This is a genomic window from Mesorhizobium sp. M0800 (genome assembly GCF_040320095.1).
GTDB lineage: Bacteria > Pseudomonadota > Alphaproteobacteria > Rhizobiales > Rhizobiaceae > Mesorhizobium.
In genome coordinates this window covers 49,567-74,578 of record NZ_JAMYOZ010000007.1, presented here as the reverse complement: position 1 = coordinate 74,578, position 25,012 = coordinate 49,567, and the positions used below count along the sequence as shown (strand labels likewise).

23 protein-coding genes and 1 pseudogene are annotated in these 25,012 nt (G+C 62.7%); 17 read left to right on the top strand and 7 right to left on the bottom strand.

Annotated elements, in window-relative coordinates; all coding sequences use genetic code 11:
- Positions 1-88: 88 nt before the first annotated feature.
- Complete coding sequence (mutL, locus tag NKI18_RS11670; RefSeq protein ID WP_352616940.1) at positions 89-1,939, bottom strand: DNA mismatch repair endonuclease MutL; 1,851 nt, start codon at positions 1,937-1,939, stop codon at positions 89-91.
- 80 nt (positions 1,940-2,019) lie between these two features.
- Complete coding sequence (locus NKI18_RS11665; protein ID WP_352616943.1) at positions 2,020-2,922, bottom strand: LysR family transcriptional regulator; 903 nt, start codon at positions 2,920-2,922, stop codon at positions 2,020-2,022.
- Between the two features lie 103 nt (positions 2,923-3,025).
- On the opposite strand from NKI18_RS11665, the gene NKI18_RS11660 reads away from it, so the two are divergent.
- Positions 3,026-4,015, top strand: coding sequence for a zinc-dependent alcohol dehydrogenase family protein (locus NKI18_RS11660; RefSeq protein WP_352616946.1), 990 nt, complete (start codon positions 3,026-3,028; stop codon positions 4,013-4,015).
- Positions 4,016-4,032: 17 nt separating this feature from the next.
- Here the strand turns inward: NKI18_RS11660 and NKI18_RS11655 are convergent, their stop codons facing one another.
- Entirely contained in the window at positions 4,033-4,935 is a 903-nt protein-coding gene (locus NKI18_RS11655) for a LysR substrate-binding domain-containing protein (protein ID WP_352616948.1), read from the bottom strand.
- A gap of 91 nt (positions 4,936-5,026) precedes the next feature.
- Between NKI18_RS11655 and NKI18_RS11650 the strand changes: the two genes are divergently transcribed.
- The 6 genes from NKI18_RS11650 (at position 5,027) to NKI18_RS11625 (ending at position 11,507) form a co-directional block, all read left to right on the top strand.
- Positions 5,027-6,577 carry a trimethylamine methyltransferase family protein gene (locus NKI18_RS11650; RefSeq protein WP_352616951.1) on the top strand — a complete coding sequence of 517 codons (1,551 nt, stop codon included), beginning with the start codon at positions 5,027-5,029 and terminating at the stop codon, positions 6,575-6,577.
- 41 nt (positions 6,578-6,618) lie between these two features.
- Complete coding sequence (locus tag NKI18_RS11645) at positions 6,619-8,268, top strand: ABC transporter substrate-binding protein (RefSeq protein WP_352616953.1); 1,650 nt, start codon at positions 6,619-6,621, stop codon at positions 8,266-8,268.
- Positions 8,269-8,373: 105 nt separating this feature from the next.
- Positions 8,374-8,853 (top strand): DUF3828 domain-containing protein, encoded by a 480-nt coding sequence (locus NKI18_RS11640; protein ID WP_352616955.1) that lies wholly within the window; start codon positions 8,374-8,376, stop codon positions 8,851-8,853.
- 4 nt (positions 8,854-8,857) lie between these two features.
- Positions 8,858-9,415, top strand: a complete 558-nt coding sequence (locus NKI18_RS11635) for a hypothetical protein (RefSeq protein WP_352616957.1) — start codon at positions 8,858-8,860, stop codon at positions 9,413-9,415.
- A gap of 11 nt (positions 9,416-9,426) precedes the next feature.
- A complete protein-coding gene (locus tag NKI18_RS11630) occupies positions 9,427-10,611 on the top strand; it encodes a mandelate racemase/muconate lactonizing enzyme family protein (protein WP_352616959.1) in 1,185 nt (394 codons plus the stop codon).
- Positions 10,612-10,721: 110 nt separating this feature from the next.
- Complete coding sequence (locus tag NKI18_RS11625) at positions 10,722-11,507, top strand: alpha/beta hydrolase (protein WP_352616961.1); 786 nt, start codon at positions 10,722-10,724, stop codon at positions 11,505-11,507.
- A gap of 14 nt (positions 11,508-11,521) precedes the next feature.
- On the opposite strand, the gene queF is transcribed toward NKI18_RS11625, so the two are convergent.
- A complete protein-coding gene (gene queF, locus NKI18_RS11620; RefSeq protein WP_023674394.1) occupies positions 11,522-11,983 on the bottom strand; it encodes a preQ(1) synthase in 462 nt (153 codons plus the stop codon).
- Between the two features lie 114 nt (positions 11,984-12,097).
- Between queF and NKI18_RS11615 the strand changes: the two genes are divergently transcribed.
- A complete protein-coding gene (locus tag NKI18_RS11615) occupies positions 12,098-14,143 on the top strand; it encodes an oxidoreductase (protein ID WP_353019751.1) in 2,046 nt (681 codons plus the stop codon).
- 140 nt (positions 14,144-14,283) lie between these two features.
- Here the strand turns inward: NKI18_RS11615 and NKI18_RS11610 are convergent, their stop codons facing one another.
- Positions 14,284-14,691 (bottom strand): hypothetical protein, encoded by a 408-nt coding sequence (locus NKI18_RS11610; protein ID WP_352616966.1) that lies wholly within the window; start codon positions 14,689-14,691, stop codon positions 14,284-14,286.
- A 117-nt stretch (positions 14,692-14,808) separates the two neighbouring features.
- On the opposite strand from NKI18_RS11610, the gene NKI18_RS11605 reads away from it, so the two are divergent.
- Both NKI18_RS11605 and NKI18_RS11600 read left to right on the top strand, forming a co-directional pair.
- Positions 14,809-15,237: a MarR family winged helix-turn-helix transcriptional regulator gene (locus NKI18_RS11605; RefSeq protein ID WP_352616969.1), complete on the top strand. Its 429-nt coding sequence runs from the start codon at positions 14,809-14,811 to the stop codon at positions 15,235-15,237.
- A gap of 20 nt (positions 15,238-15,257) precedes the next feature.
- Positions 15,258-15,498, top strand: a pseudogene (locus tag NKI18_RS11600) (type II toxin-antitoxin system Phd/YefM family antitoxin).
- Positions 15,499-15,503: 5 nt separating this feature from the next.
- On the opposite strand, the gene NKI18_RS11595 reads toward NKI18_RS11600, so the two are convergent.
- Complete coding sequence (locus NKI18_RS11595) at positions 15,504-17,576, bottom strand: putative bifunctional diguanylate cyclase/phosphodiesterase (RefSeq protein ID WP_352616971.1); 2,073 nt, start codon at positions 17,574-17,576, stop codon at positions 15,504-15,506.
- Positions 17,577-17,841: 265 nt separating this feature from the next.
- Between NKI18_RS11595 and NKI18_RS11590 the strand changes: the two genes are divergently transcribed.
- The 3 genes from NKI18_RS11590 to NKI18_RS11580 all read left to right on the top strand — a co-directional run bounded on the left by NKI18_RS11590 (position 17,842) and on the right by NKI18_RS11580 (position 20,803).
- Entirely contained in the window at positions 17,842-19,029 is a 1,188-nt protein-coding gene (locus NKI18_RS11590; protein WP_352616974.1) for a glycine C-acetyltransferase, read from the top strand.
- 82 nt (positions 19,030-19,111) lie between these two features.
- On the top strand, positions 19,112-20,146 hold the full coding sequence (gene tdh, locus NKI18_RS11585; protein ID WP_352452270.1) for an L-threonine 3-dehydrogenase: 1,035 nt from the start codon (positions 19,112-19,114) through the stop codon (positions 20,144-20,146).
- Positions 20,147-20,179: 33 nt separating this feature from the next.
- Positions 20,180-20,803 carry a DUF4304 domain-containing protein gene (locus tag NKI18_RS11580; protein WP_352616978.1) on the top strand — a complete coding sequence of 208 codons (624 nt, stop codon included), beginning with the start codon at positions 20,180-20,182 and terminating at the stop codon, positions 20,801-20,803.
- A gap of 30 nt (positions 20,804-20,833) precedes the next feature.
- Here NKI18_RS11580 and NKI18_RS11575 read toward each other — a convergent pair whose 3' ends face one another.
- Positions 20,834-21,271 carry a MarR family winged helix-turn-helix transcriptional regulator gene (locus NKI18_RS11575; protein WP_352617021.1) on the bottom strand — a complete coding sequence of 146 codons (438 nt, stop codon included), beginning with the start codon at positions 21,269-21,271 and terminating at the stop codon, positions 20,834-20,836.
- 154 nt (positions 21,272-21,425) lie between these two features.
- Here NKI18_RS11575 and hmgA point away from each other — a divergent pair, with 154 nt between their 5' ends.
- The 4 genes from hmgA to NKI18_RS11555 are packed head-to-tail and all read left to right on the top strand — an operon-like array spanning position 21,426 to position 25,009.
- Complete coding sequence (hmgA, locus tag NKI18_RS11570) at positions 21,426-22,739, top strand: homogentisate 1,2-dioxygenase (protein ID WP_352616980.1); 1,314 nt, start codon at positions 21,426-21,428, stop codon at positions 22,737-22,739.
- Between the two features lie 10 nt (positions 22,740-22,749).
- A complete protein-coding gene (locus tag NKI18_RS11565) occupies positions 22,750-23,700 on the top strand; it encodes an MBL fold metallo-hydrolase (protein ID WP_352616983.1) in 951 nt (316 codons plus the stop codon).
- The gene (locus tag NKI18_RS11560; RefSeq protein ID WP_352616985.1) at positions 23,697-24,719 is read left to right on the top strand and encodes a fumarylacetoacetate hydrolase family protein; all 1,023 of its coding nucleotides are present in this window, start codon (positions 23,697-23,699) and stop codon (positions 24,717-24,719) included. Before NKI18_RS11565 ends, NKI18_RS11560 begins: the two co-directional genes overlap by 4 nt.
- Positions 24,716-25,009 carry a hypothetical protein gene (locus NKI18_RS11555; protein WP_352616988.1) on the top strand — a complete coding sequence of 98 codons (294 nt, stop codon included), beginning with the start codon at positions 24,716-24,718 and terminating at the stop codon, positions 25,007-25,009. The genes NKI18_RS11560 and NKI18_RS11555 overlap by 4 nt, the downstream gene beginning before the upstream one ends.
- Positions 25,010-25,012: the final 3 nt, after the last annotated feature.

Genomic DNA, 25,012 nt, shown 5'->3' with positions numbered 1-25,012 from the left:
CGCGAGGCGTCGGCGGGTAGGCTCCCTACCTCCCCCTTGTGGGGAGGTCGGACCGAAGGTCCGGGAGGGGCTGCGCCCTGCGAGTTTCTCACCGCCGCCCGAACAACCGCTCAATATCCGCGAGCTTGAGCTCGATATAGGTCGGGCGGCCATGGTTGCAGGTGCCGGAGCCCGGCGTCGCCTCCATTTGCCGCAGCAGCGCGTTCATCTCTTCCGGCTTGAGCAGCCGCCCGGAGCGCACCGAGCCGTGGCAGGCCATGGTCGCGGCTATACTGTCCAGCCGCTCCTTCAGCGTGTCGACCGTGTCGTTGTCGGCGATCTCGTCGGCGAGATCGCGCACCAGCTGCTGGACGTTGGTCTCGCCGAGCATCGACGGCGTCTCGCGCACCGCGACGGCACCGGGGCCGAAGCGCTCGATGCCGAGGCCGAAGCGGGCCAGCGTCTCGGAATGCCTGGCAAGCCGCTCGGCATCCTCTTCCGACAGATCGACAATCTCGGGCAACAGCAGCATCTGCGACGGCACCGCGCGTGAGTGGAGGGCGTTCTTCAAGGCCTCGTAGACCAGCCGCTCATGCGCCGCATGCTGGTCGACGATGACAAGCGAATCCCTGGTCTGGGCGACGATATAATTCTCGTGCACTTGCGCGCGCGCCGCGCCCAGCGCCGTGCCGAGCAGCGTTTCCGCCGCTTCGTTTTGCCCGGCGCGCGCATCGGCGCTGTGCAGCGGCTCCGCGTCGAAGGCCGCCTGCTCGTCCTCGCCGAACCCGTCGCCCATATCGAGCGGCCGCTGCGGCGAACGGGCAGGATCGAACCCGGCAAAGCCCGATGCCCGATAGGCGGCCTCGTAGCTGCGGTGACCGTTGGCCGGGCCGCCATGCGCATAGGATGCGGTGCCTGGCCGGAACGCCGCCATCATGCCGGCGGCCCCGGTGGTGGCGGCGCGGATGCCGGCATTGGCCAGCGCTTCGCGGATAGCGCCGACGATCAGCCCGCGCACCAGCCCCGGGTCGCGGAAGCGCACGTCTGCCTTGGCCGGATGAACATTGACGTCGACGATCGCCGGATCGAGCGTCAGGAACAGCACGGTGACGGCATGGCGGTCGCGCGGCAGCACGTCGGCGAAGGCGCCGCGAATGGCGCCGGCGATCAGTTTGTCACGCACCGGACGGCCGTTGACATAGGCGTATTGCTGCAGCGCGTTGGCGCGGGTGAAGGAGGGGACCGAGACATGGCCGGCGAGATGCACGCCGTCCCGCATCGCGTCGATGGCGATCGCATTGTCCGGAAAGTCGGCGCCCATCACCTGCGCCACCCGGCGCAGCCGGCCTTCCGGGCTGTCGTCGGTCGCCGGCAGTTCCAGCGTCGAGCGGTCCGGGCCGGCCAGGGTGAAGCGCACGGCGGGAAAGGCGATGGCGATGCGCTTGACCACGTCGCCGATGGCCGAGCTTTCGGCGCGCTCGCCCTTCATGAATTTGAGCCTGGCGGGCGTGGCGAAGAACAGGTCGCGCACCTCGACCGTCGTGCCGCGATTGGCCGCCGCCGGCCTGACCGCGGAGACGCGGCCGCCGTCGATGCCGATCTCGGCGGCGTTTTCACTGGACGCGGTGCGCGAGCGGATCGACAGCCGCGCCACCGAGCCGATTGACGGCAAAGCCTCGCCGCGAAAGCCGAGCGAGCGGATGTCGTGAATGTCGTCGGCGAGCTTGGAGGTGCAATGGCGCGCAATCGCCAGCGCCAGTTCCTTTTCCGGAATGCCCGAGCCGTCGTCGCTGACGCGGATCAGGTTCAGCCCGCCGCCGGCGGTGACGATCTCGACTCTGGTAGCGCCTGCATCCAGCGCGTTCTCGACCAGTTCCTTGACCACGCTTGCCGGACGCTCGATGACTTCGCCGGCGGCGATCTGGTTGATCATCGTTTCGGAAAGCTGGCGGATCGGCATGGGGCACTATAGGCGGATTCGTGGTCGATGCGGGAGGGCGGAATTGAGGAAATCCACGCAGCCGACCGCGGCCGTGCACTTCAAGTCATGAGCTTGGGCAGCGCTGCCGACAGTGCATCGACGGCAAGGCGGACTTTCATCGGCAGATGAGGCGTCTGCAACCACAGGGCATGAACGTCATAGAGAAACCGGGATTGTTCCGGCAACAGCGGGACAAGTGCGCCGGCCTGGATGCGCTGGCGAACCATCCAGTATGGCAACCAGGCGAGCCCCATGCCGGCGGCCGCGGCATCGGCGATGGCATCAAGGTCGTCGAGCCGCAATCTGCTGACGGGCCTGACCTCAATCGCGGGGTGGCCATTGCGCGGAAACAGCCACGGCTGAACGGCACGCCCGGAACGGCGGTAGATGATCGCGTGATGGCTGCCGAGGTCATCTATTTCATGTGGCTCGCCGTGCCTGTCGAGATAGGGCGGCGACGCGCAGACGACCATGTGCTGGCGCGCGATGCGACGCGCCATCACCCCGGTCTGGTCCTCCAGATCGCCCGTTCTAATGGCAAGGTCGCAGCCATCCTCTGCCAGATCGGCGATGGCATCGCTGAACGATAGGTCAAGTTCCAGCGCCGGATATTGCTGCGCAAGCCCGAACAGGATCGGGGCAACGCAGCGCCGGCCGAAATGCACCGGCATGAGGACACGCAGCTTTCCGCGCGGTTCGGCAAGCTGGTCGGCGGCGAGTGCATCCGCGGCCTCCGCTTCGGCAAGCACCAACCGGCAGCGTTCATAATAGGCGCGCCCGAAATCGGTCAGGCTTTGGCGGCGCGTGGTCCGGTTGATGAGGCGCACGCTCAGGCGCTCCTCGAGAAACCGGACATGCTTGCCGACCATCGGCCCGGACAGATCGAGAGCCGCCGCCGCGGCTGCGAACGAGCCCAGGTCGACGGCTTTGACGAACACGGCCATGCTCGTAAGGCGATCCATATTCAAAACCTACAGTTTCTGCTGATCTACTCAAGCGGCTATTTATCCGCCTGATGAACGCTGGCATAGCTGATTCAGTTCAAATATTTTGGAGTTGTGACCGATGGCACGTGTCGTTCGCTTTCATGAGCTCGGTGGTCCCGAGGTCCTGCGCATCGAGAATGTTGACACGCCTGCGCCCGCGAGCGGTGAGATTCAGATCCGCGTCAAGGCGTTGGGTATAAACCGCGCCGAGGCGCTGCTGCGTTCGGGGACCTACATCCAGACCGCGCCGTTGCCTTCCGGTCTTGGGCTCGAGGCGGCGGGTATCGTCGAGATCGTCGGCGAAGGCGTGGACGGGTTTGCGCCTGGCGATGCCGTCAGCATCGTGCCGCCATTGTCGATGGCCCGCTGGCCTGCCTATGGTGAGATTGCCACATATCCCGCCGAGCTCGTCGTCAAGCATCCACCATCGCTGAGTTGGGAAGAAGCCGCCGCAGCGTGGATGCAATATCTCACCGCCTACGGTGCGCTGATCGACATTGCCAACCTCCAAAGCGAGGACTTTATTGTCATTACCGCGGCCTCGAGCAGCGTCGGACTTGCGGCGATCCAGATCGCCAACATGGTTGGCGCGACCCCGATCGCGGTCACACGGACATCCGCCAAGAAGCGGGCTTTGCTTGAGTTCGGCGCGGCCCACGTCATCGCCTCGGCAGAGGAGGACCTGGAAGCCAGGCTGAAGCGAATCGCCGGCCCGGACGGCGTGCGCGTGGTGTTCGATGCCGTCGGCGGCCCGATTTTCAAGCCTCTGACGGCAGCGATGGCACTGGGTGGCATTCTCATCGAATATGGCGGCTTGAGCCTCGACCCGACACCCTTTCCGCTACCTGCGGTGCTGGCCAAGACACTGACGCTGCGCGGTTATCTCGTCCATGAGATCGTTCGCGATCCGCTCCGGCTGCAGGCCGCCAAGGCGTTCATCCTTGACGGACTGAGCTCGGGTTCGCTGAAGCCGGCAATCGCCAGAACCTTTCCGTTCGACCAGATCGTCGAGGCGCACCGCTATCTCGAATCGAACGAGCAATTCGGCAAGATCGTCGTGACCGTTTGACCGGGCATTTATCGGCCTCATGCCTGCGCCGCCAGCCAATCCCGCACCTTGCGGGCGTTGTCGCTGAGTTCGCGGTTCTTCGACCAGATGACATGAAAGCCCTTGCCGGTCGTCATCGTGTGGCCGGTGACGCGCACCAGCAGCCCTGATGCCAGCAGCCGCTCGGCGAGGTGACCCCAGCCGAGCGCGATGCCTTGCCCTTCCATGACGGCCTGGATCACCAACGCATAGTCGTTGATGCGCAAGCCGCGTCCGGCATCGGCGATGTCGACACCGGCCGAGGCGAACCACTCGTCCCAACTGGCGGCCTCGCGAAACGGCTCTTCGAGATGGATGAGGCGGTGCGATTGAAGGTCCGCGACACGCTCCGGCAGCCCGAACCGTGCCACATAACTAACGCCGGCAACGGGGAATATCACCTCATCGGCCAGCGGCAGCGAATGATAATCCGTCCATTCCCTGGGCTCGCCGCCGCGGACGCCGAGCGGGATGTCTTCGGCGATGATGTCGAGATCGCGGTCGGCGGTCTGGATGCGCAGGTCGATGCCCGGCAATTCGTCGCGAAACTGCTGCAGGCGCGGCATCATCCAGAACGAGGCGAAGGCGGTCGAGGCCGCGAGCGTCACATGCGCGCCGACGGCGATCTGGCGCAGATCCTCCGCCGACTTGCGAATGTGCGACAGGCCTAGCGAGACGTCGGCATGGAAGCGGTCGCCGGCCTCGGTCAGGCTGACTTGCCGGTGGCGGCGCTGGAAGAGTTTGGCGCCGAGCTGCTCTTCGAGCCCACGGATCGCATAGGAGACGGCAGCCTGCGTCATGCCGAGCTCGCGCCCAGCGGCGGTAAAGCTCGACAGCCGCCCGGCGGCCTCGAAAACGATCAGGCTGCCGGCCGACGGCAGCAGGTGGCGCAAGCTTCGCATAAGTTGAGCTTATACAAGAGATCAGGATTTTCCAGCGTCACAGCCGCATTTTGTCTGGCTAGATTGGTCGAGACAGGAAGATGGAGCCTCCATGAACGCACCGGCCGTTGAAGTGAGCGAACACACCAACCGCCGCAGCGGCGGCCGCCTGGGGCGCAAGGCGCTGCGGGGCGCACCCATAGCGTCGTTTCCAACTCTGGTCCGCCAGATTCCCGTCTATCAGATGGTTCCGGACGAGGCGGTGGAGCTGATCCACCAGGAGTCGCTCTCCATCCTCGAAGAAGTCGGATGCGAGTTCCGCGACGACGAGGCGATCGCAATGTGGAAGGCGGCGGGCGCCGATGTCTCGGAGACAAGGGTCCGGATCGACCGCGCCCTGCTGATGGAGCTCATCTCGAAGGTCCCGTCGGAGTTCACGCTCAATGCGAGGAATCCCCAGCGTTCCGTACGTGTGGGTGGCAACAACTCCATCTTCGTGCCGATGTACGGGGCGCCTTACGTGCGCGACCTCGACAACAACAGGCGCTACGGCACACTCGCCGACCTCAACAATTTCCACAAGCTCGCCTACATGGCGCCGGCGCTGCATTCGTCGAGCTCGATCATCTGCGAGCCGATGGAAATCGCGGTGCCGAAACGTCACCTCCACATCATCCATTCGGCGCTGAAGCACTCCGACAAGCCGTTCATGGGCATCGTGACCTCCAGGGATCGAGCCGAAGACACGATGGCGATGGCAGGCATCGTGTTCGGCGAGGACTATGTCCGCGACAACCCGGTCCTGGTGGCCATCACCAACTGCAATTCGCCGCTGGTGTGGGACGCCACCATGCTGGACGCTATGAAAGTCTATGCGCGCCACAACCAGCCGCTGATCCTCGCCCCCTTCGCCCTTTGCGGCGCCTCGACTTCGGCCTCTGCCGTCGGTGCGGTCGCGCAGGTCAATGCCGAAGCGCTGGCGGGCGTCGCGTTCACACAGCTCCTGCGTCCGGGTTCGCCGCAGATCTACGGACAGTTCATGGTGACGGTCGACATGAAGACCGGCGCTCCCATGGGCGGCACGCCGGAGGCGGCCCAGATGATGTATCTCATGGGCGCGCTGGCGCGGAAGTATCGTCTGCCGTGGCGCACGTCCGGTTTCCATGTTGGCTCGAAGCTGAACGACGCCCAGGCGGGCTACGAGGCGAACATGCTGATGCATGCCGCCATCCTTGCCGGCGCCAACTACATCTGGCACTCTGCCGGTTGGCTCGAGGCCGGCCTGACCTGCGGCTATTCGAAATTTGCCACCGACTGCGAGCAGCTTGTCGGCTGGTACAAATATGCTGGCGGGCTGCCATTCGACGATTTCAAGGAGGCTATGGCGGCTATCCGCGAGGTCGGACCACAGGGCCATTTCCTCGGCACCCAGCACACGCTTGAACATTTCGAGTCCGCCTTCTTCATACCGAGCATCATGGACTTCAATTCGTTCGAACAGTGGAAGGCGGAAGGAGCAAAGGACCACGACACCCGCGGCCGCGAGAAAGCGCGCAACATGCTCGCCGATTATGAGGAGCCGAAGCTCGATGAGGGCATCGCCGATGGTCTCAAAGATTTGATTGCGCGGCGCGAGGAGAAACTGCCGGACAGCGTTAGTTGATCACGGGCGAAGACCCGATGCGAACCATAAGGGAGGAAAAAATGACACTCTTCAGAAGCAACGGCGATCGCGTACCGAGCGCCATCGAAGCAATGGCCAGCGAGGCGCGCGCAGGTCGCGTCGACCGGCGCGAGTTTCTGGCCCTGGCGAGCGCTTTCGGCGCATCGACGGCCCTTGCCTACGGCATGATTGGACTTGCCGTGCCGGAGCGGGCTTTGGCTGAAGAGCCGAAGAAAGGCGGAACGCTGCACGTTTCGATGTCGGTGAAGGCGCAAAAGGACACGCGCACCTACGACTGGGTGGAACTTGCGAACATTTCACGCTGCTGGCTCGAGCCGCTTGTCCGCTACACCCGCCAGTTCACATTCGAGCCGGTTCTGCTCGAAAGCTGGGAGGTCAACGACGACGCCACCGAATACGTGCTGCATGTGCGCAAGGGAATCGCCTGGAACAACGGCGATGCTTTCAACGCCGATGACGTGGCCTACAATCTGACGCGCTGGTGCGAGAAGGCTGCCGCCGGCAATTCGATGGCCGCGCGCGTCGGTGCGCTGATCGATGCAAAGACCGGCAAGGCCAGGGAAGGGGCGATCACCAAGGTCGACGACAACACGGTGAAGCTGAAGCTGAACGAACCGGACATCTCGCTGATCCCGAACTTCACCGACTATCCGGCGCTGGTGGTCCATCGCAACTTCGACGCCGACGGCGCCAATCCGATCGAGAAGCCGATTGGCACCGGGCCGTTCCAACTGGTGTCTTATGCGGTCGGCCAGAAAGCGGTCGTCAAGCGTCGTGAGAATGGCAAATGGTGGGGCGGTGAAGCGCTTCTCGACGGCGTCGAATTCATCGACTACGGAACCGATTTCAACGCCTCGATAAATGCATTCGACTCCGGCGAAATCGACCTCAACTTCGAGACGCCGGCCGACTTCATAGACATTCTCGACAAGATGGGGCTGGTCAAATCGGAGGTCGCGACAGCCACCACGCTCGTCGCCCGGACCAACATCACGAACAAGCCCTATGACGACAAGCGGGTTCGCAACGCCCTCCAGATGGCCGTCGACAACAAAGCGGTGCTCGAACTTGGCTACGCCGGGCGAGGCACTGTTGGTGAAAACCACCACGTCAGCCCGATTCATCCGGAATACTACGCGCTGCCCAAGAAGACACGCGACGCCGCGGGCGCCAAGAAGCTTATGGCCGATGCCGGGCAGGACGACTTCGAGCATGAACTGATCACCGTCGAGGACGATTGGCAAAAGAACACCGGCGACGCTATTGCCGGCCAGTTGCGCGATGCCGGGATCAAAGTGAAGCGCACCGTGCTGCCGGGATCGACCTTCTGGAACGACTGGACGAAATACCCCTATTCGATGACCATCTGGTACATGCGCCCGCTTGGCGTACAGGTGTTGGCGCTCGGCTATCGCACCGGCGAGGCCTGGAACGAAACCGGCTACTCGAACCCTGATTTCGACGCCAAGCTCAAGCAGGCTCTTTCGCTCATCGACGTCGAAAAGCGCCGCGAGGTCATGAAGGACATCGAGCAGATCCTGCAGGATTCGGGCGTCATCATTCAACCGTTTTGGCAGAAGCTGTTCAGCCACATGAACGAGAAGGTGAAGAACTACGGTGTCCACCAAACCTTCGAGATGGATCTCCAGGACGTCTGGCTGAACGCCTGAGTTGCCAACAGACGAGACGTTGCAGGATTTCATGGACCGCAAGAAAGCCGACGGGCAAGATGCGTGGTACTGATAGCTTCCGTCAGTGAACAATCGGGGACACCCATGAAACTGCCACTTTTTGTTGCCGCGCTTTCGATGGCCGTGCCGGCGGCCGCGTTTGCCGGCCCTGCTGCCAACGCCGTGAAGTTCTTTTATGTCCCGTCGGTCAAATTCGAGGCCGATGCGCAATATCGCGACCGCTTCACCGCACCGGTGACGAAACTGTTCGAACTGAACGACAATGCGGCAAAGAACCATCCGGATGAAGTTCCCTGCATCGACTTCGCCCCTGGTCTCGATGCGCAGGACTATGACGAGAAGACCGTGGCCAAGACGCTGACGCTGGCCGAAACGCTGGATGGCGACAGCGCCGAGGTGACGGCGACGTTCAACCTTTTTCCGGAAGGCGATGATTCCAAACGCGAAATGGTCTGGTCGTTGAAGAAGATCGACGGCCAGTGGAAGGTCGCCGACATTACCTCGAAGACCAGCGGCTGGACGCTGAGTGCGCTCGAATGCCTTGCCGGGCAGTCGCCGGAGTGATGCCGTGCTCCGCTGCCGTCCCTGGGTTCTGGCGACTGCGTGCCTGCTGGCCGGATTGAGCAGCGCCGCCGCTCAGGGCCTGTTAGGCGCGCCGCCCGCAAACGCGCCGGCCGACAGTGCGGCACCTCCGCCGGCAGTTTCGCCGCCGGCAGAAAACGCGCCGGCCGCAGCCGTGCAGCCGGGCTCGCCGACCGCGGTGGTGAAGCCGTTCTACGAGCATGCCGGGCTCGAGGTCGATCCGGCTCAGCGGGGCCATTTCACCGACCCGGCAAAGTCGGTGCTGGACAAGAGCGACGCGCTGCGGAAGTCGGGGCAGGGCGAGTGCCTCGATCCCAACATGGCACTCGACAATTCCGAATACGACAAGGCGGAGATCGACAAGAGCCTGAAGACCATCGAAGCGGTCAAGGGCGACGAGGCCAAGGTCGTCGTCGCCTTCGTCGTCGCCGGCAATCCGCACCGGCTGGAATGGAAGTTCAAAAAGATCGATGGCGACTGGAAGATATCCGACCTGCTCTCGGTGACCGGCGAATGGGCGCTAAGCCAATACCAGTGCGAGTGAGAACGGAACCGATGAAGATCACCAACATCCGCGTCACCCACGTCAACGTCCCGCTCGATGCTCCGTTCTGGTGGACGGCTGGTCTCTACGGCGGCGCCTCGAAATCGATCATCGAGGTCGAGACGGACGAAGGCGTGGTCGGACTGGGCGAGGCGCCATGGTGGCATTTCGGCGAGGTGATCAAGGCCGAGATCGCGCCGGCGCTGATTGGCGCCGATCCGCTCGACATCGCCGACTGCGAGGCGCGCTGCGTGCCGCCCTGGCAGATTACCGCCAACACCGGCGAGAATGCAGCCACGGTGGCGTTCGGCGCCGTCGAACTGGCGCTGTGGGATATAAGAAGCAAGGTCTTCGGTATGCCGCTCTATAAGCTGCTCGGCGGCGCGGTGCGCAAGGACATTCCGTTTTCGGAATATTTCGCCTTTCGCCCCGCTCAAGGCGGAGCCGGCGGCGAGATGACCGCCGAAGCGATCGTCGACTACTGTCTCGGCATGCGAGAACAGCACGGCTCGACGATCTTCGAGGGCAAGCTGATCATGGGCGATCCCGAGCTCGAGATCAGGACAGTGCGCATGCTGCGCGAGGCGCTTGGCGATAAAGCGCAGATCAAACTCGATTCCAACATGCAGTGGTCGCTGACCACAGCGCGCTGGGTGCTGCGCGAGATCGAGCCGTTCAACATCCGTAATTACGAGGATCCGGTCGCGACCTTCGAGGAGATGGCTGCGCTGCGCCAGCATTCGCGCATTCCGTTCTCGACGCACATCCCGGATCTCAGACGGGCAGTCGCGCTCGGTGCGCCGGATTACTTCGTCTGCAATTTCGCAGCACTCGGCGGATTGTCGAAAACCCTGAAATTCATCGCCGCCTGTGAGGCGATGGGCAAGGGGTTCTGGTGCTATTCGAACGATCTCGGCATCATGACATCGGCTTATCTGCACGTCGTGGCGGCAACGCCATGGATCACCGAGGCGTCGCAATCCCTGTTTCGCTGGCAGATCGGCGACGTCATCAAGGACGGCCCGTTCAAACAGATCGCCAACACGGTGCGCGTGCCGGAAGGTGACGGGCTGGGTGTCGAGCTCGCCCCGGCGGCAATGAAACGCTGGTCAGCGCACTTTGCCGAACACGGGCCGATGCACCATTTCAGCGACCCGAACAACCCCAGCCGCTACCGGCGGCTGCCGCTCAACTGATGCGAAGTGCACGTGACCGATCGATGAGAAGAGGTCCTGTCGTGGTTGCTTTATTCGCGGCGGTTTGCGTCCTGGCCTGCGCTGTCACCTGGGAGGCAGGAAGCCGCGCGGTGGCCCGCGTGCCTCAGCAAAGCTTCACGCTGCCTGTGGGGTTACCGGTGGAGCGCATCGTTCTGAAGCAGGAGGGCGCGCCCGATCTTGCCGGTTGGGTGGCGGATCGGCAGGACAGTTGCGGAACAATCGTGCTGTTACACGGACGCGGTTCAAACAAGCTGGCCATGGTTCCAAGAGCGAAGCTGCTTTTCGAAAGCGGCTACTCGATCGTGCTGTTCGATCTGTCGGGACATGGCGAAAGCGGCGGCGATATCAGAGGCTTTGGTTACATCGAACGGCAGGACGCCAGCCGCATCCTCGCCTTTGCGCGGCAACGCTTCGCCGGTCGCAAGGTGGCGGCCATCGGCTCGTCGCTCGGTGCGGCTGCTTTTGTATTTGGCGCTCAGCAGGAGCATGCCGATGCCTATGTCCTGGAGCAGCTCTACGCGACTTTGCTGGAAACCACGGCGTTGCGAGCGCCCTTGCCTATGTTGCGCGACGTACAGGCGACCGTCCTCTTGGCGCAGATGCAGCTCCGCCTTGGCTTCGGGGTAGATGATGTCAGGCCGATCGATCGCATCGGCGCGATTGATCGGCCGATATTGCTGCTAGCAGGCAATTCGGATCCGTTTGTCGCTCGCAGCCAGACACTGGCGTTGAAAGATGCGGCAGGCGCTGACGCAAAGCTGGTCTGGTTCGACGGCGCGCGGCATGTTGATCTCTATCGCTATGACCAACAGCGGTACCGCGACGCGGTGATGCCTTTCCTGGAGACCAACCTGTGCCGGACCGGGATCAGGTGAGCCGCTCCGTCCGATTAGCCGCGCCCGCGATAGGGGGCGACGCCGGTGTCGGGCAGCCACACACCTTCCGGCGGCGCGCCGGTCTGCCAGAACACGTCGATCGGAATGCCGCCGCGCGGATACCAGTAGCCGCCGATGCGCAACCACAATGGCTTGGTCGCGGCGATGATGCGGCGGCCGATCATGACGGTGCATTCTTCGTGGAAGGCGCCATGGTTGCGAAACGAGGTCATGAACAGCTTGAGCGACTTCGATTCCACCAGCAGCGCATCGGGTGCATAGTCGATGACGATATGGGCGAAGTCCGGCTGGCCGGTGACCGGGCAGAGCGAAGTGAATTCCGGGCAGGTGAAGCGAACGATGGCCGGCGGGCCGTCGCCGCGCGAAAACGGCACGGTTTCCAGGACTGCCGCTTCAGGGCTCTGTGGCGCCTCGACGTTGGTGCCGAGCTGGGTGAGGTTCTTCGTATCGGTCATGAGCAGGTTCCTTGCTGCATGTCGCCCAAAACTGCGCAGCGATTTTGGGACAGCGACATGCGTAAAAACAAAAATTTGCCGCTCATTAGCACAATTTGAAACAGCAGGAAGACGATGACTAGCAACGACCCGCTCCTCCAGCCCTATCGGCTCAAGCATCTGACGCTGAAGAACCGGGTGATGTCGACCAGCCATGAGCCGGCCTATTCCGAGGACGGCATGCCGAAGGAACGCTATCGGCTCTACCATGCCGAAAAGGCCAAGGGCGGCATGGCGCTGACCATGACCGCCGGTTCGGCGATCGTTTCGCGCGACAGCCCGGCCGCTTTTGGCAATCTGCATGTCTATGACGACCGCATCGTGCCATGGCTCGCCGAGCTTACCGATGCCTGCCACGAGCACGATTGCAAGGTGATGATACAGATCACCCATCTCGGCCGCCGCACCGGTTGGAACAAGGCCGACTGGCTGCCCGTCCTGTCGGCTTCGCCGGTGCGCGAACCGGCCCATCGCGCCTTTCCCAAGACTATCGAGGACTGGGATATCGAGCGCATCGTCGCCGACTATGCGGCGGCCGCGCAGCGCTGCCAGGCTGCCGGCCTCGACGGCATCGAGTTCGAAGCCTACGGCCATCTGATGGACGGTTTCTGGTCGCCGGCCACCAACCAGCGCGACGACGATTTCGGCGGCTCGCTCGACAACCGGCTGCGCTTCACCGGAATGGTGCTCGACGCAGTGCGTGCCGCGGTCGGCGAAAAGTTCGTCGTCGGCATCCGCATGGTCGCCGACGAGGATTTCGAGAAAGGCCTGTCGAAACAGGAGGGCGTCGAAATCGCCAGGCGGCTGGCCGGCTCTGGCAAGGTCGATTTCCTCAACATCATCCGTGGCTCGATCGAGACCGATGCGGCGCTGACCAAGGTCATCCCGGTGACCGGCATGCGCTCGTCACCGCATCTCGACTTCGCAGGGGAGGTGAGAGCGGCGACGAAATTCCCGACCTTCCATGCGGCGCGGATTTCCGACGTCGCCACCGCGCGTCACGCCATCGCCACCGGCAAGCTCGACATGGTCGGCATGACGCGTGCCCACATTGCCGACCCGTATATCGTCAAAAAAGTGATGGAGGGCCGCGAGCACGAGATCCGGCCTTGCGTCGGCGCCACCTATTGCCTCGACCGCATCTATGAGGGCGGCGAGGCGCTGTGCATCCACAATGCGGCGACGGGCCGCGAGGCTGATATCCCGCATATTATTCCGAAAACCGAGGGACCGAAGCGGAAGGTGGTCGTCGTCGGCGCCGGCGCCGGCGGGCTGGAGGCGGCGCGCGTCGCCGCCGAGCGCGGGCACCAGGTGACGGTGCTGGAAGCATCGAGCCAGGCCGGCGGCCAGGTGCGGCTGGCAACGCAGAACCCGCGCCGCAAGGAATTGATCGGCATCATCGACTGGCGCCTGGCCGAACTCGACCGGCTCGGCGTCGAGATCCGCTACGACAACTGGGCGGAGACGGACGACGTGCTGGCGCTGTCGCCGGACGTGGTGGTGGTCGCCACCGGCGGCCTGCCGCAGAACCCGCCTCTGACGGCGGGCGACAATCTCGTCACCTCGAGCTGGGACATCATGGCCGGCAGCGTCAAGCCGGCCGAGAACGTGCTGCTCTATGACGACAACGGCGGCCATCAGGGCATGGGTGCCGCCGAACTGATCGCCAATAGCGGCGCCAGGCTGGAGCTGGTTTCACCAGAGCGCTTCTTCGCCCCGGAAATGGGCGGCATGAATCATGTGCCCTACATGCGCGCCTTCCAGGAAAAGGGTGTCACGGTGACCATCAACACACGGCTACGTTCTGTGCGGCGCGAAGGCAACCAGCTGATCGCCGAGCTCGCGTCCGACTTCGCCGATGGCTGGCGCGGCGAGCGGCGCGTCGACCAGGTGGTGGTCGAGCATGGCACGCTGCCGCTCGACGATCTCTATCTGGCGCTGAAGCCGCTGTCGAAGAACGCCGGCGCGATCGATTACGAAAAACTGGTCAATGCCGGCGACATCTTTCCGGTGCGCAATCCGCAGAGTGGCTTCGTGCTCTTCCGCATCGGCGACGCAGTTGCCTCGCGTAACATCCATGCCGCAATCTATGACGGCATCAGGTTCGGCTTGCGGATCTGAGGAATATTTTGGATTGATTGGTGGCGCGCAGCCGAACCTCCGTACGGAGAGCCACCACGGTACTTTGGTCCGGTCTGCGCGCCGCGCACGCCGCCGGCCATCGCCGGGCACCGTACGATCTTGCGATTGCGGCAGGACGTTCAAAACATCCTGGCGGTGGCCATGCAGAACACGGTGATAACCAGCAGGCCGCCAGCGATACGTTCGCCTTTTGTCATCTTGGCGCGCAATTGGGTTTGCTTCGCCGCATCAGCGCCGGCCAACTGCCTGCTGGCGGAACCCACCAGCGCGCCCTGAACCCCGGCGGCGATTAACGCCGTCAAGATGCCCAGCGCCAAGACCTTCTCCATCGAGCCGAAAGAGCCGTTGTGGAAGAAATACCACAGCAGCAAGCCCGTGAGGAAAACCACGCCGGCTGCGCCCATTTGCGGCCGGAAGAAACGTTCCGCCCTGATCTCCGGTTCGCGGGCGACCGCGACGGTGGTGCCGGCCCAGAACACGCCCGCCATGACGTGAAGGCCGAGGACGATGATGTAGACATATTGCATGACCGCATTTCCTCTCTTGCCCACCGCTAGGCATATTGATAGATATCAAATGATTAGATGTCAACGCATAAGCTCGAGCCGGTTCCATAGGCTTTGCCCTTGTTCTAGTGTCGGATCATGACGCCCTTTGACCGCCCGCCGATCGGGATGAATCTCGCGCGCACCGCCAAGCTGGTTGCGCAGGCTTTCGACGCTGCCTTGGTCGAGGCAGGCGGCACGCTGCCGGTCTGGGTCACGTTGCTGTCGGTCAAGTCGCGGGAGCTGGCCAACCAACGCGAGCTCGCCGGCATGATCGGCATCAGGGGCGCAACGCTGACCCACCACCTCAATGCCATGGAGACGCAAGGCCTGCTGATGCGCCGCCGCGATCCCGAGAACCGCCGGGTTCACCAGGTGGAGCTGACCCAAGCCGGAGAAACGCTGTTCCTGAAATTGCGCACCGCCGCGTTAGCCTTCGACAAGCGGCTGCGGAAAGGACTGTCCGACGACAGGCTGGCAGAGTTTGCACAGGTGCTGGCGGCGTTGCGGGCCAATGTTGAGGGTTAGAAATTAGGATAGGAAACTCCATGCGCGAAATTTCGCTGAAGGATCCCGGGCTACACTCTCGGCGCTGCTCGATCAGGTCGTCGCGGGAGAACCGGCCATCATCACCCGGCACGGCCGCAAGCAGGCGGTCATTTTGTCGTTCAGGACTACGAAAGACTGGCGCGTGTGCCCAGCTTTGGACAATTGCTGGCAGGATTTCCTGGTGATGAGGATGACCTTCCGGCTCGGCAGATCAGGTCGGTTCGCAAGGCCGAACCATGACGGATCTACGCCCGGCAGCCCTGCAGCACCGTCAGCCTGGCCTTCTTGGGCGTTCGCGCCACCAGCCATTCGCGCACGCTGTCCGGCGGCATCGGGAAAGCGATGGAATAGCCTTGCACCTGGTCGCAGCCGATCGCCATCAGCGAGTCGAGCTCGGCTTCGGTTTCAGCGCCCTCGGCAACGATCGAGATGCCGAGACCGCGGGCGAGTTCTATGAGGGCACGCACGATCTTGGTGTTGCCGCTGTTCTCGTTGATGTTCTGGACGAAACGGCGATCGATCTTCAGCCGATCGATCTCGTTTGGATTGACATGGCTGAGCGATGCGTAGCCGGTGCCAAAATCATCGAGCTCGAGATGGATGCCGGCGGCGCGAATGTGCCGCAGCTTTGCCGCGATACCGGTCTTCTCGTCGTCGAGGATGACGGATTCGACGATCTCCAGCGACAGTTTGTGCGCTGGCAGGCCAGCCCTCTCCAGCATGTCGAACAGGAAGACTTCGAAATCTGTCTCGCGCAGCTCCGAGCCGGATACATTGACGGCGATCCGCCCGAAGGCGATGCCTGCGCGGTTCCATTCGGCTGCTTCGTCGATCGCCTTGGCAATGACGATGCGGCCGATCTCGGGCATGAGACCGCATTTTTCCGCGATCGGAATGAACTCGCCCGGCGCGATCATGCCGCGCTCGGCATGTCTCCAGCGAACCAGAGCCTCGATGCCGCTGATGCCGCCGTCCGACAGCGAGACTTGCGGCTGGAAATAGACTTCGAACGCCTTCTCCGAGATAGCGGTCCTGATATCGAGCTCGAGCTGCTTGCGATAATCGAGTTCGTGCCTCAGCTCCTCGGAGAAGAACGACAAGCTGCCGCCGCCCTGCTTCTTGGCGGAATACAGCGCCAGATCGGCATGGACGAGCAGATCCTGCGCATTGTCGGCGTCGACAGGGTAGACCGCAATCCCGGCACTTACGCCCGGATGGATTGTCGTGCCTCGAAAGACGATCGGCTTGTTGAGCTTGGTCAGGATGCGCCGGGCGACGGTATCGATGTCCTCGGTGCTGCCGGCACCGTTGAGAATCATGACGAATTCATCGCCGCCGAGCCGCACGTTGAGATCCGACGTACGGCACGAATCACGCATGCGCTGCGCAGCCGCCACCAGCACATAATCGCCGGCGGCGTGGCCGAACGTGTCGTTGATCTGCTTGAACCGGTCGAGATCGAACTGCACCACGGCAACCCGTTCACGCCGTCGCTGCGCGGCATTGATCAGCGTATCGAAATGCTCGGTCAAGAAGGTGCGGTTGTGCAGGCCGGTCAGCCCGTCATGCACGGCGATAAAGGCCATGGAATTGCGCGCATCGACCAGCTCGCGCGTCCTGCGCAGGATGGCATTCGACATTGGCCTGAAAATGAAAAGCGCCACCAGCACGATGACGCCGATGGTCGAGTAGAACAATGTGCGGTTAAGATCGAGAAGTGTTTCGGATCGCTGGTCTGCAAAGGCGCTGATGCGCTGGCCAAGTGCGGCATAGCCCGACAATGTTGCGTTGGCAACGGAAGCGTTCAGGTTGACGCGCTCCTCTCCGCCCTTGTAGCCACCATTGCCGGCCATGTTGAGCCGCGATTCGAATGACGAGATCAGGCGTTCGCCGTTGGCGATAAGCCCGACCGAGAAATAGTCGAGATGATACGGCTTGGCGAAAAGCACGCTCTCGATCGATTTCGGATCGAACCTTGCCGGCGACGCCGGATCGGCGGCGGTCCGTTCGAGCAGCAGATCGTAGTTCTTCTCGAACTCCACCGTCGCTTGCTTGAGCGCGGTAACCAGGGCGCGCTGTTGATCGCGCTGGGAGCTGCCTGTCGCGCCGGCGAGGAAGACGATGCGCTGCGACAGGGCTTTCTGTGTGCTGACGATATCGAGCAGCGCCTGATTGTGCCGTTGGGTAGACATCATCTGTTCCAGCAGGATGAAGGAGGCCACGACCATGGCGGCTATGATCAGCAGAGCCAGCCAGTAGCCGGATTTGATCAGGAGTATGAGCCTGCCCGAAACGGCGTGCACCGGCTGCTGCGACATTTTCTGAGGCGGCCCTCTCGCCAACGAATTCTCGTGCGATAACCTTTGGCTCCAAAGTGTTAACAGGTTTGGGACGGCAACAGGCCGGCGGCGGCGACCGTGGCGGGAAACCCGCAAAGTGGTTATTGCAATCTTTCGCGGCGCCTCCGCATTTGAACATCGTGGCCTCTGCCGTGCCATTGCCGCCACCGAAGCGGTCGCTTTTGCGATGGATTTTTCGTCCGCGCGGCGCGACAGTCCTCGTCGATCTCAACAGGGCCTGATCATGACCGAAGCATTCCTTTCCCACATCAACAGTGAGCTTGAAGGACTGAAGTCGGCCGGCCTTTACAAATCCGAACGGGTGATAACCTCGACCCAATCGGCCGAGATCGAGGTCGGCGGCGAGAAGGTGCTGAATTTCTGCGCCAATAATTATCTCGGCCTCGCCGACAGCGCCGAACTGCGCGAGGCGGCCAAGCAGGCGCTCGACCGCTACGGCTACGGCATGGCGTCGGTGCGCTTCATCTGCGGCACGCAGGAAGAACACAAGCAGCTCGAGGCGACCATTTCTGACTTCCTCGGCATGGAGGACACCATCCTCTACGGCTCCTGCTTCGACGCCAATGGCGGCCTGTTCGAGACGCTGCTCGGCGAGGAGGATGCGGTCATCTCCGATGCACTGAACCACGCCTCGATCATCGACGGCGTGCGGCTGTCGAAGGCAAAGCGCTTGCGCTACGCCAACAACGACATGGCCGATCTGGAGGCGCGGTTGAAAGAGGCGAGCGACTGCCGGTTCCGGCTGATCGCCACCGACGGCGTGTTCTCGATGGATGGCATCATCGCCAATCTGAAGGGCGTCTGCGACCTCGCCGACAAATATGATGCGATGGTGATGGTCGACGACAGCCATGCAGTTGGCTTCGTCGGCAGGAACGGCCGCGGCTCGGCCGAACATTGCGGCGTCGAGGGCAGGGTGGACATCATCACCGGCACGCTTGGCAAGGCGTTGGGCGGCGCGTCGGGCGGCTACACTTCGGGCAGGAAGCAGGTAGTCGACTGGCTGCGCCAGCGCTCGCGCCCCTATCTGTTTTCCAACACGCTGATGCCGGCGATCGCCGGCGCCTCGATCCGGGTGTTCGAACTGGTCCGCAATGGCGATGCGTTGCGTCAACTCCTATATGCCAATGCAGCGCGGTTTCGCTCCGAGATGGGCAGGCTCGGCTTTACACTGGCCGGCGCCGACCATCCGATCATCCCGGTGATGCTGGGCGACGCGACGCTGGCACAGGAAATGGCGGCGCGGATGCTGAAGCGCGGCATCTATGTCATCGGCTTCTCGTTCCCGGTGGTGCCGAAGGGCCAGGCGCGCATCCGCACGCAAATGTCGGCCGCCCATTCCGGCGCTGACATCGATCGTGCGGTTGAGGCGTTCGCCGCAGTCGGTCGCGAACTCGGCGTGATTTCCTGAGCGGCCGGGACCGAAAAGCGATTCCGGATCAAGAGATTCAAGCGACTGAGGTTCAGGCGACTAAGGTTCAGGGGACAAGAGAATGTCAAACATGATGAAGGCGCTGGTCAAGGCCAAGGCCGAGCCGGGCATCTGGATGGAAGAAGTGCCGGTGCCGGAAATCGGTCCGAACGACGTGCTGATCAAGATCAGGAAGACGGCGATCTGCGGCACCGACGTGCACATCTACAATTGGGACCAGTGGGCGCAAAAGACGGTGCCGGTGCCGATGGTGACCGGCCACGAATTCGTCGGAACCGTCGCCGATTTCGGCACGGCGGTGACCGAGTACAAACTCGGCCAGCGCGTTTCCGGAGAAGGCCATATCGTCTGCGGCCATTGCCGCAACTGCCGGGCGGGCAGGGGGCATCTGTGCCGCAACACGCTCGGCGTCGGCGTCAACCGGCCGGGTGCTTTCGGCGAGTATCTGGCGATCCCGCAGCACAATGTTGTGCCGATCCCCGACGACGTGCCGGACGAGATCGCGGCGATATTCGATCCCTTGGGCAATGCGGTTCACACCGCATTGTCCTTTGATCTCGTCGGCGAGGACGTGCTGGTCACCGGCGCCGGGCCGATCGGCATCATGGGCGCGCTGGTGGCGCAGTGCGTCGGCGCGCGAAAAGTGGTCATCACCGACATCAACCCGGTGCGCCTAGCACTGGCGAAAAAGCTCGGCGTCCAGCATGTCGTCGATGCGTCGAAGGAAAAGCTGCGCGATGTCATGCCGGCGCTCGGCATGACCGAGGGTTTTGACGTCGGCCTTGAAATGTCGGGCGCAGCCCCTGCCTTCCGCGACATGATCGACACCATGAACAATGGCGGCAAGATCGCCATCCTCGGCATTGCGCCGACCGGCTTCGAGATCGACTGGAATAAGGTCATCTTCAAGATGCTGCATCTGAAGGGCATCTACGGCCGCGAGATGTTCGAGACCTGGTACAAGATGATCGCGCTGGTGCAGGGTCCTCTCGATGTCAGTGGTCTGATCACCCACCGGATCGGCATCGACGACTATATTTCCGGCTTCGAAGCGATGAAGAGCGGCAATTCCGGCAAGGTGGTGATGGATTGGTGAGGCCAGCTCACTGCCTGCACTTTGGGGGACAAAATGGCGGAGAACGAGCACGGACGTATCATTGCTTCGGAAGCAAAGACCGTACTGCAGCCGGCCGGATTTCGGCGAAAGGGGCAGTCACGTGTCTGGATCGCTGATCGTGGCTTCTGGCTGAGTGTAGTCGAATTTCAGCCCAGCTCTTGGTCCAAAGGCACTTACCTGAACGTGGCTGTCCACTGGCTTTGGGGTTCGCTTCCGCAAACACTGACCTTCGATCGTTCTGAACGCGTCGGCGGGTTCGTTGAGTTCCAGAACTCCGCACAGTTTGTGCCCATGGTCGGTCAAATGGCGAGGAAGGTACTCGAAATTGATCAGATTCATCGATCGATGTTCCCTTCCGTGCAGGCGACAGCCGCGATCCTCGTGAATGAATTGCTGCTTGGTGCGTACGGCGAATGGGCAGCTTTCCACGCCGGGGTGGCGGCCGGCTTGGCTGGTGACTTTGAAACGGCAAGGCGGCTGTTTGAAAGCGCTCAGAGACATGCGGCTTCGCAGGCGCAGCTTCTCTTGGGCTACATCGATGATCCGATAGCATTTCGAAGCCGTGTCAGAGGCTTCATTGTAGCCGAACGCGCCTACTACGGTCTAGGAGCGTTACCTGCCGCAATAGCGATCTGATTTCTACGACGGTCAAACCTATAGAGGATTTCAACCCACTATGAGTTTTGCCTCCAGCGCCGCTACCCCACTGACAATCGCCGCCCGCTCTTCCGCACCAAGCCTCTCCAGCAGCTCCCGCTCGAACTCCTTCGCCAGCGGCACCATTTCGCGATAGGCGGCAAGCCCCGCTTTGGTCAGCGTCAGATGCTCGACGCGACGGTCTTTCTCGTCTGGCGTGCGGGTCAGCCAGCGGCGCCGCTCGAGTTCGGCGACCGCGCGCGAAACCTTGGTCTTGTGCATGGCCGATTGCTCGCCGAGCGCCGTCGCCGTCATCGTGCCGTGCTGTCCAAGTCCCGCAAGCGTGCGCCATTCGGGCCGTGTCAGGCCGTGGCGGTCCTTGTATATCCTTGAGAATTCGCGGCTGACGGCATCGGCGAGCCGATAGAGCCGGTAAGGCAGGAAGGATTCCAGCTCGAGGATTTCCATGGTTGGCCCTGACTGGGCATGCTGCCGGCTCATGCCGAAATCACCGTTGATGGTTACATTTTCAATGGTTACAAATGAAACCGGTATGGTCAACTCGGAGCATCTTTGCGGATGCGCAAACGATGCTCCGAGACCATGAATTCGGGAGGATTCCATGGCCTATTCCTACATGCCGGGTTTCGGCAACGACTTCGAGACCGAGACTCTGCCGGGCTCGCTGCCGCAAGGGCGAAACTCGCCGCAGCGGCCGGCTTACGGCCTCTATGCCGAGCAGCTTTCGGGCTCTCCATTCACCGCCCCGCGCGGCACCAATGAGCGCTCCTGGCTTTATCGGATAAGGCCGAGCGTCAGGCACACCGGTCGCTTCAAAGCGGCGAATTATCCGCTTTGGAAAAGCGCGCCGAACGTCGGCGACCATCGGCTCGCACTCGGCCAGTATCGCTGGAGCCCGGTGCCGATGCCGAAGGAGCCGACCGATTTCATCGCCGGCATGCGCTCGATCACCACCGCCGGCGACGTGCTCGGCCAGACCGGCATGGCGGCACACGTCTATGTCGCCAATCGCTCGATGGTCGACGATCATTTCTTCAACGCCGACGGCGAGTTGCTGGTCGTGCCCCAGATTGGAGCCTTGCGCTTCGTCACCGAGATGGGTGTCATCGAACTCAGGCCGGGCGAGATCGCCGTGCTGCCGCGTGGTCTGGTGTTCAAGGTCGAACTGGTCGATCCGCAAGTGCGCGGCTATGTCTGCGAGAATTACGGTGCCAAGCTGACGCTGCCGGATCGCGGCCCGATCGGCGCCAATTGCTTGGCCAATCCGCGCGATTTCAAGACGCCCTGCGCCTGGTTCGAGGACAAGGACACGCCCTGTCGGCTGATCGCGAAATGGTGTGGCCAGTTCCATGTCACCGAAATCGACCATTCGCCGCTGGATGTGGTGGCGTGGCACGGCAATTATTCGCCCTACAAATATGATCTTGCGACCTTTTCGCCGGTCGGTGCGATCCTGTTCGACCATCCCGACCCATCGATCTTCACCGTGCTGACCGCGCCGAGCGGCGAGGAAGGCACCGCCAATATCGATTTCGTCATCTTCCCGCCGCGCTGGCTGGTCGCCGAAGATACGTTCCGCCCGCCCTGGTATCACCGCAACATCATGAGCGAGTTCATGGGCCTGATTCATGGTCAGTACGATGCCAAGGAAGAGGGCTTCGTGCCCGGCGGCATCAGCCTGCACAACATGATGCTGGCTCACGGACCCGATGCGTCTGGCTTCGAAAAAGCCTCGCGCGCGGAGCTGAAGCCGGTCAAGCTCGACAACACCATGGCCTTCATGTTCGAGACACGCTTTCCGCAGATGGTGACCCGCTATGGCGCCGAGCTTGAAACCCGACAGGACAATTACATCGACTGCTGGGCCGGCCTGAAGAAGCGCTTCAACGGCACGCCAGAGGGCGACTGGTCTTGAGCGCCGTCGCATGATGGATCGTCTGGTGCTTCTGGGTTCGAAGGGTGGGCCGGCGCTCCGGCCGGGCGGGCCGTGGCCGAGTTCGTCGCTGCTGGAGATTGGCGGCCGCACCATCGTCGTCGATTGCGGGCTGGGCGTAACGCGCGGGCTGACCGATGCCCGTGTCAGCCTGAAGGCGCTCGACCTGATCTTCATCACGCATTTGCATTCCGACCATGTGCTGGAACTCGGACCGTTGATCCACACCGCATGGACGGCCGGCCTGGCAACAAAGGTCGCCGTGTTCGGCCCGCCCGGCACCGGCTACTATTGGCAGCGCTTTTGCCAGGCGATGGAGTTCGACATCGAGATCCGCATCGCCGATGAAGGGCGGCCGGATCTCCGCGACCTGGTTTCGATCGTCGAGTTTGGTGAAGGCCAGGTGGCGGAAGAGCGCGGTCTCAAAATATCGGCGCTGCGTGTCGACCACCCGCCGGTGACGGATTGCTTTGCGCTGCGCTTCGATCATGCGGGGCAAGGCATCGTCTTTTCGTCGGATACGGCGTTCTTTCCGCCATTGGCGGATTTCGCCGAGGGCGCCGACGTCCTGGTCCACGAGGCCATGCTGGAAGAGGGTATCGAGCGGCTGGTCGCGAAGACCGGCAACGGCGCAAGGCTGAGGGAACACCTGCTTGCCAGCCATAGCTTTGCCGAGGAGGCGGGCCGCATCGCCAGCGACGCAGGCGTCAAAAGGCTAGTCGTCAACCACCTCATTCCGGCCGACGATCCGGAGATCGGCGAGGCCGACTGGATCGCCGCCGTCAGGAAAACATGGGCCGGCGACTTGACGATCGCCCGCGACGGCCTTGTTGTGGGGCTGGAGCATGATCCCGAAAAGTGGGAACCGGTTTCGGAAGAGATCATGCGTAGAACAAAAAATCAAAGCAGCGCCAAAGCTGCGCCAGGAGAGGAAACCGCATGAAGCTTGCCACATTAAAGGACGCGACGCGCGACGGAAAGCTCGTCGTCGTCTCGCGCGACCTGACGCGGTTTACCGATGCTTCGTTCCTGGTGCCGACCCTGCAGGCCGCGCTCGACGACTGGCATCGGATCGCGCCGCATCTCGCTGCGATGGCCGAATCGCTTGAGAATAATGCGGTGCCGTCTGCCCGCTTTCACGAGCATGACGCCCATTCGCCGCTGCCGCGCGCCTATCAATGGGCCGACGGCTCGGCCTATGTGAACCACGTCGAGCTGGTGCGGAAGGCGCGCGGCGCCGAGATGCCGGCAAGCCTCTGGACCGATCCGCTGATCTACCAGGGCGGCTCGGACGCTTTCCTCGCACCGCGCGACCCAATCTGCATGACCGACGAGACCCTTGGCATCGACATGGAAGGAGAGGTCGCCGTCATCGTCGACGACGTGCCGATGGGTGCAGGCCTCGACCAGGCGCGGGCGGCGATCCGGCTGGTCATGCTGGTCAACGATGTAACGCTGCGCGGCCTGACCGGACCCGAGCTCGCCAAGGGGTTCGGCTTCTACCAGTCGAAACCGTCATCGGCCTTTTCGCCGGTTGCGGTGACGCCGGACGAGCTGGGCGATGCCTGGGACGGCGGCAAGGTCAGCCTGCCGCTGCTGGTCGATCTCAACGGCAGACCGTTCGGCCGGGCGAACGCCGGCATCGACATGACTTTCGACTTTCCAGCGCTGATTGTTCACGCCGCAAAAACGCGGCCGCTGGCCGCCGGCACCATCGTCGGTTCGGGCACCGTCTCCAACAAGCTCGACGGCGGCCCGGGCAAGCCTGTCTCGGCGGGCGGCGCCGGCTACTCCTGCATCGCCGAGTTGCGCATGATCGAGACCATCGAAGCCGGCGAACCGAAAACGCCGTTCCTGCGCTTTGGCGATACCGTGCGTCTCGAGATGAAGGACCGGGGTGGGCATTCGATCTTCGGCGCCATCGAGCAGAAGGTCGAGAAGTACGAGGGGGCAAGAGAATGACGGGCGAGACATTCTACCTGCTGTGCGGTGTCTGGGCTCTTGTCATGCTGGCGATCTTCATCCTGGCGATCCGCCTGAGCTATCGCATCGAGGCGCGCTCGCCCGGCCTGACCAACCGCAGCGGCTTTCCGCGCAAGGCGATGATGTTTCACACCGTCACCAACACGAATGTCGCGCTGGACCAGGAAACGCAAGGCATGCGGCGGCGCATGATCGGGCTGCTGCTGATTGTTTTGGCTGGATTTGCGCTTCTATGGGCGGGTGTGTCGCTATTCCGGGTCGCGCCGTGAAGT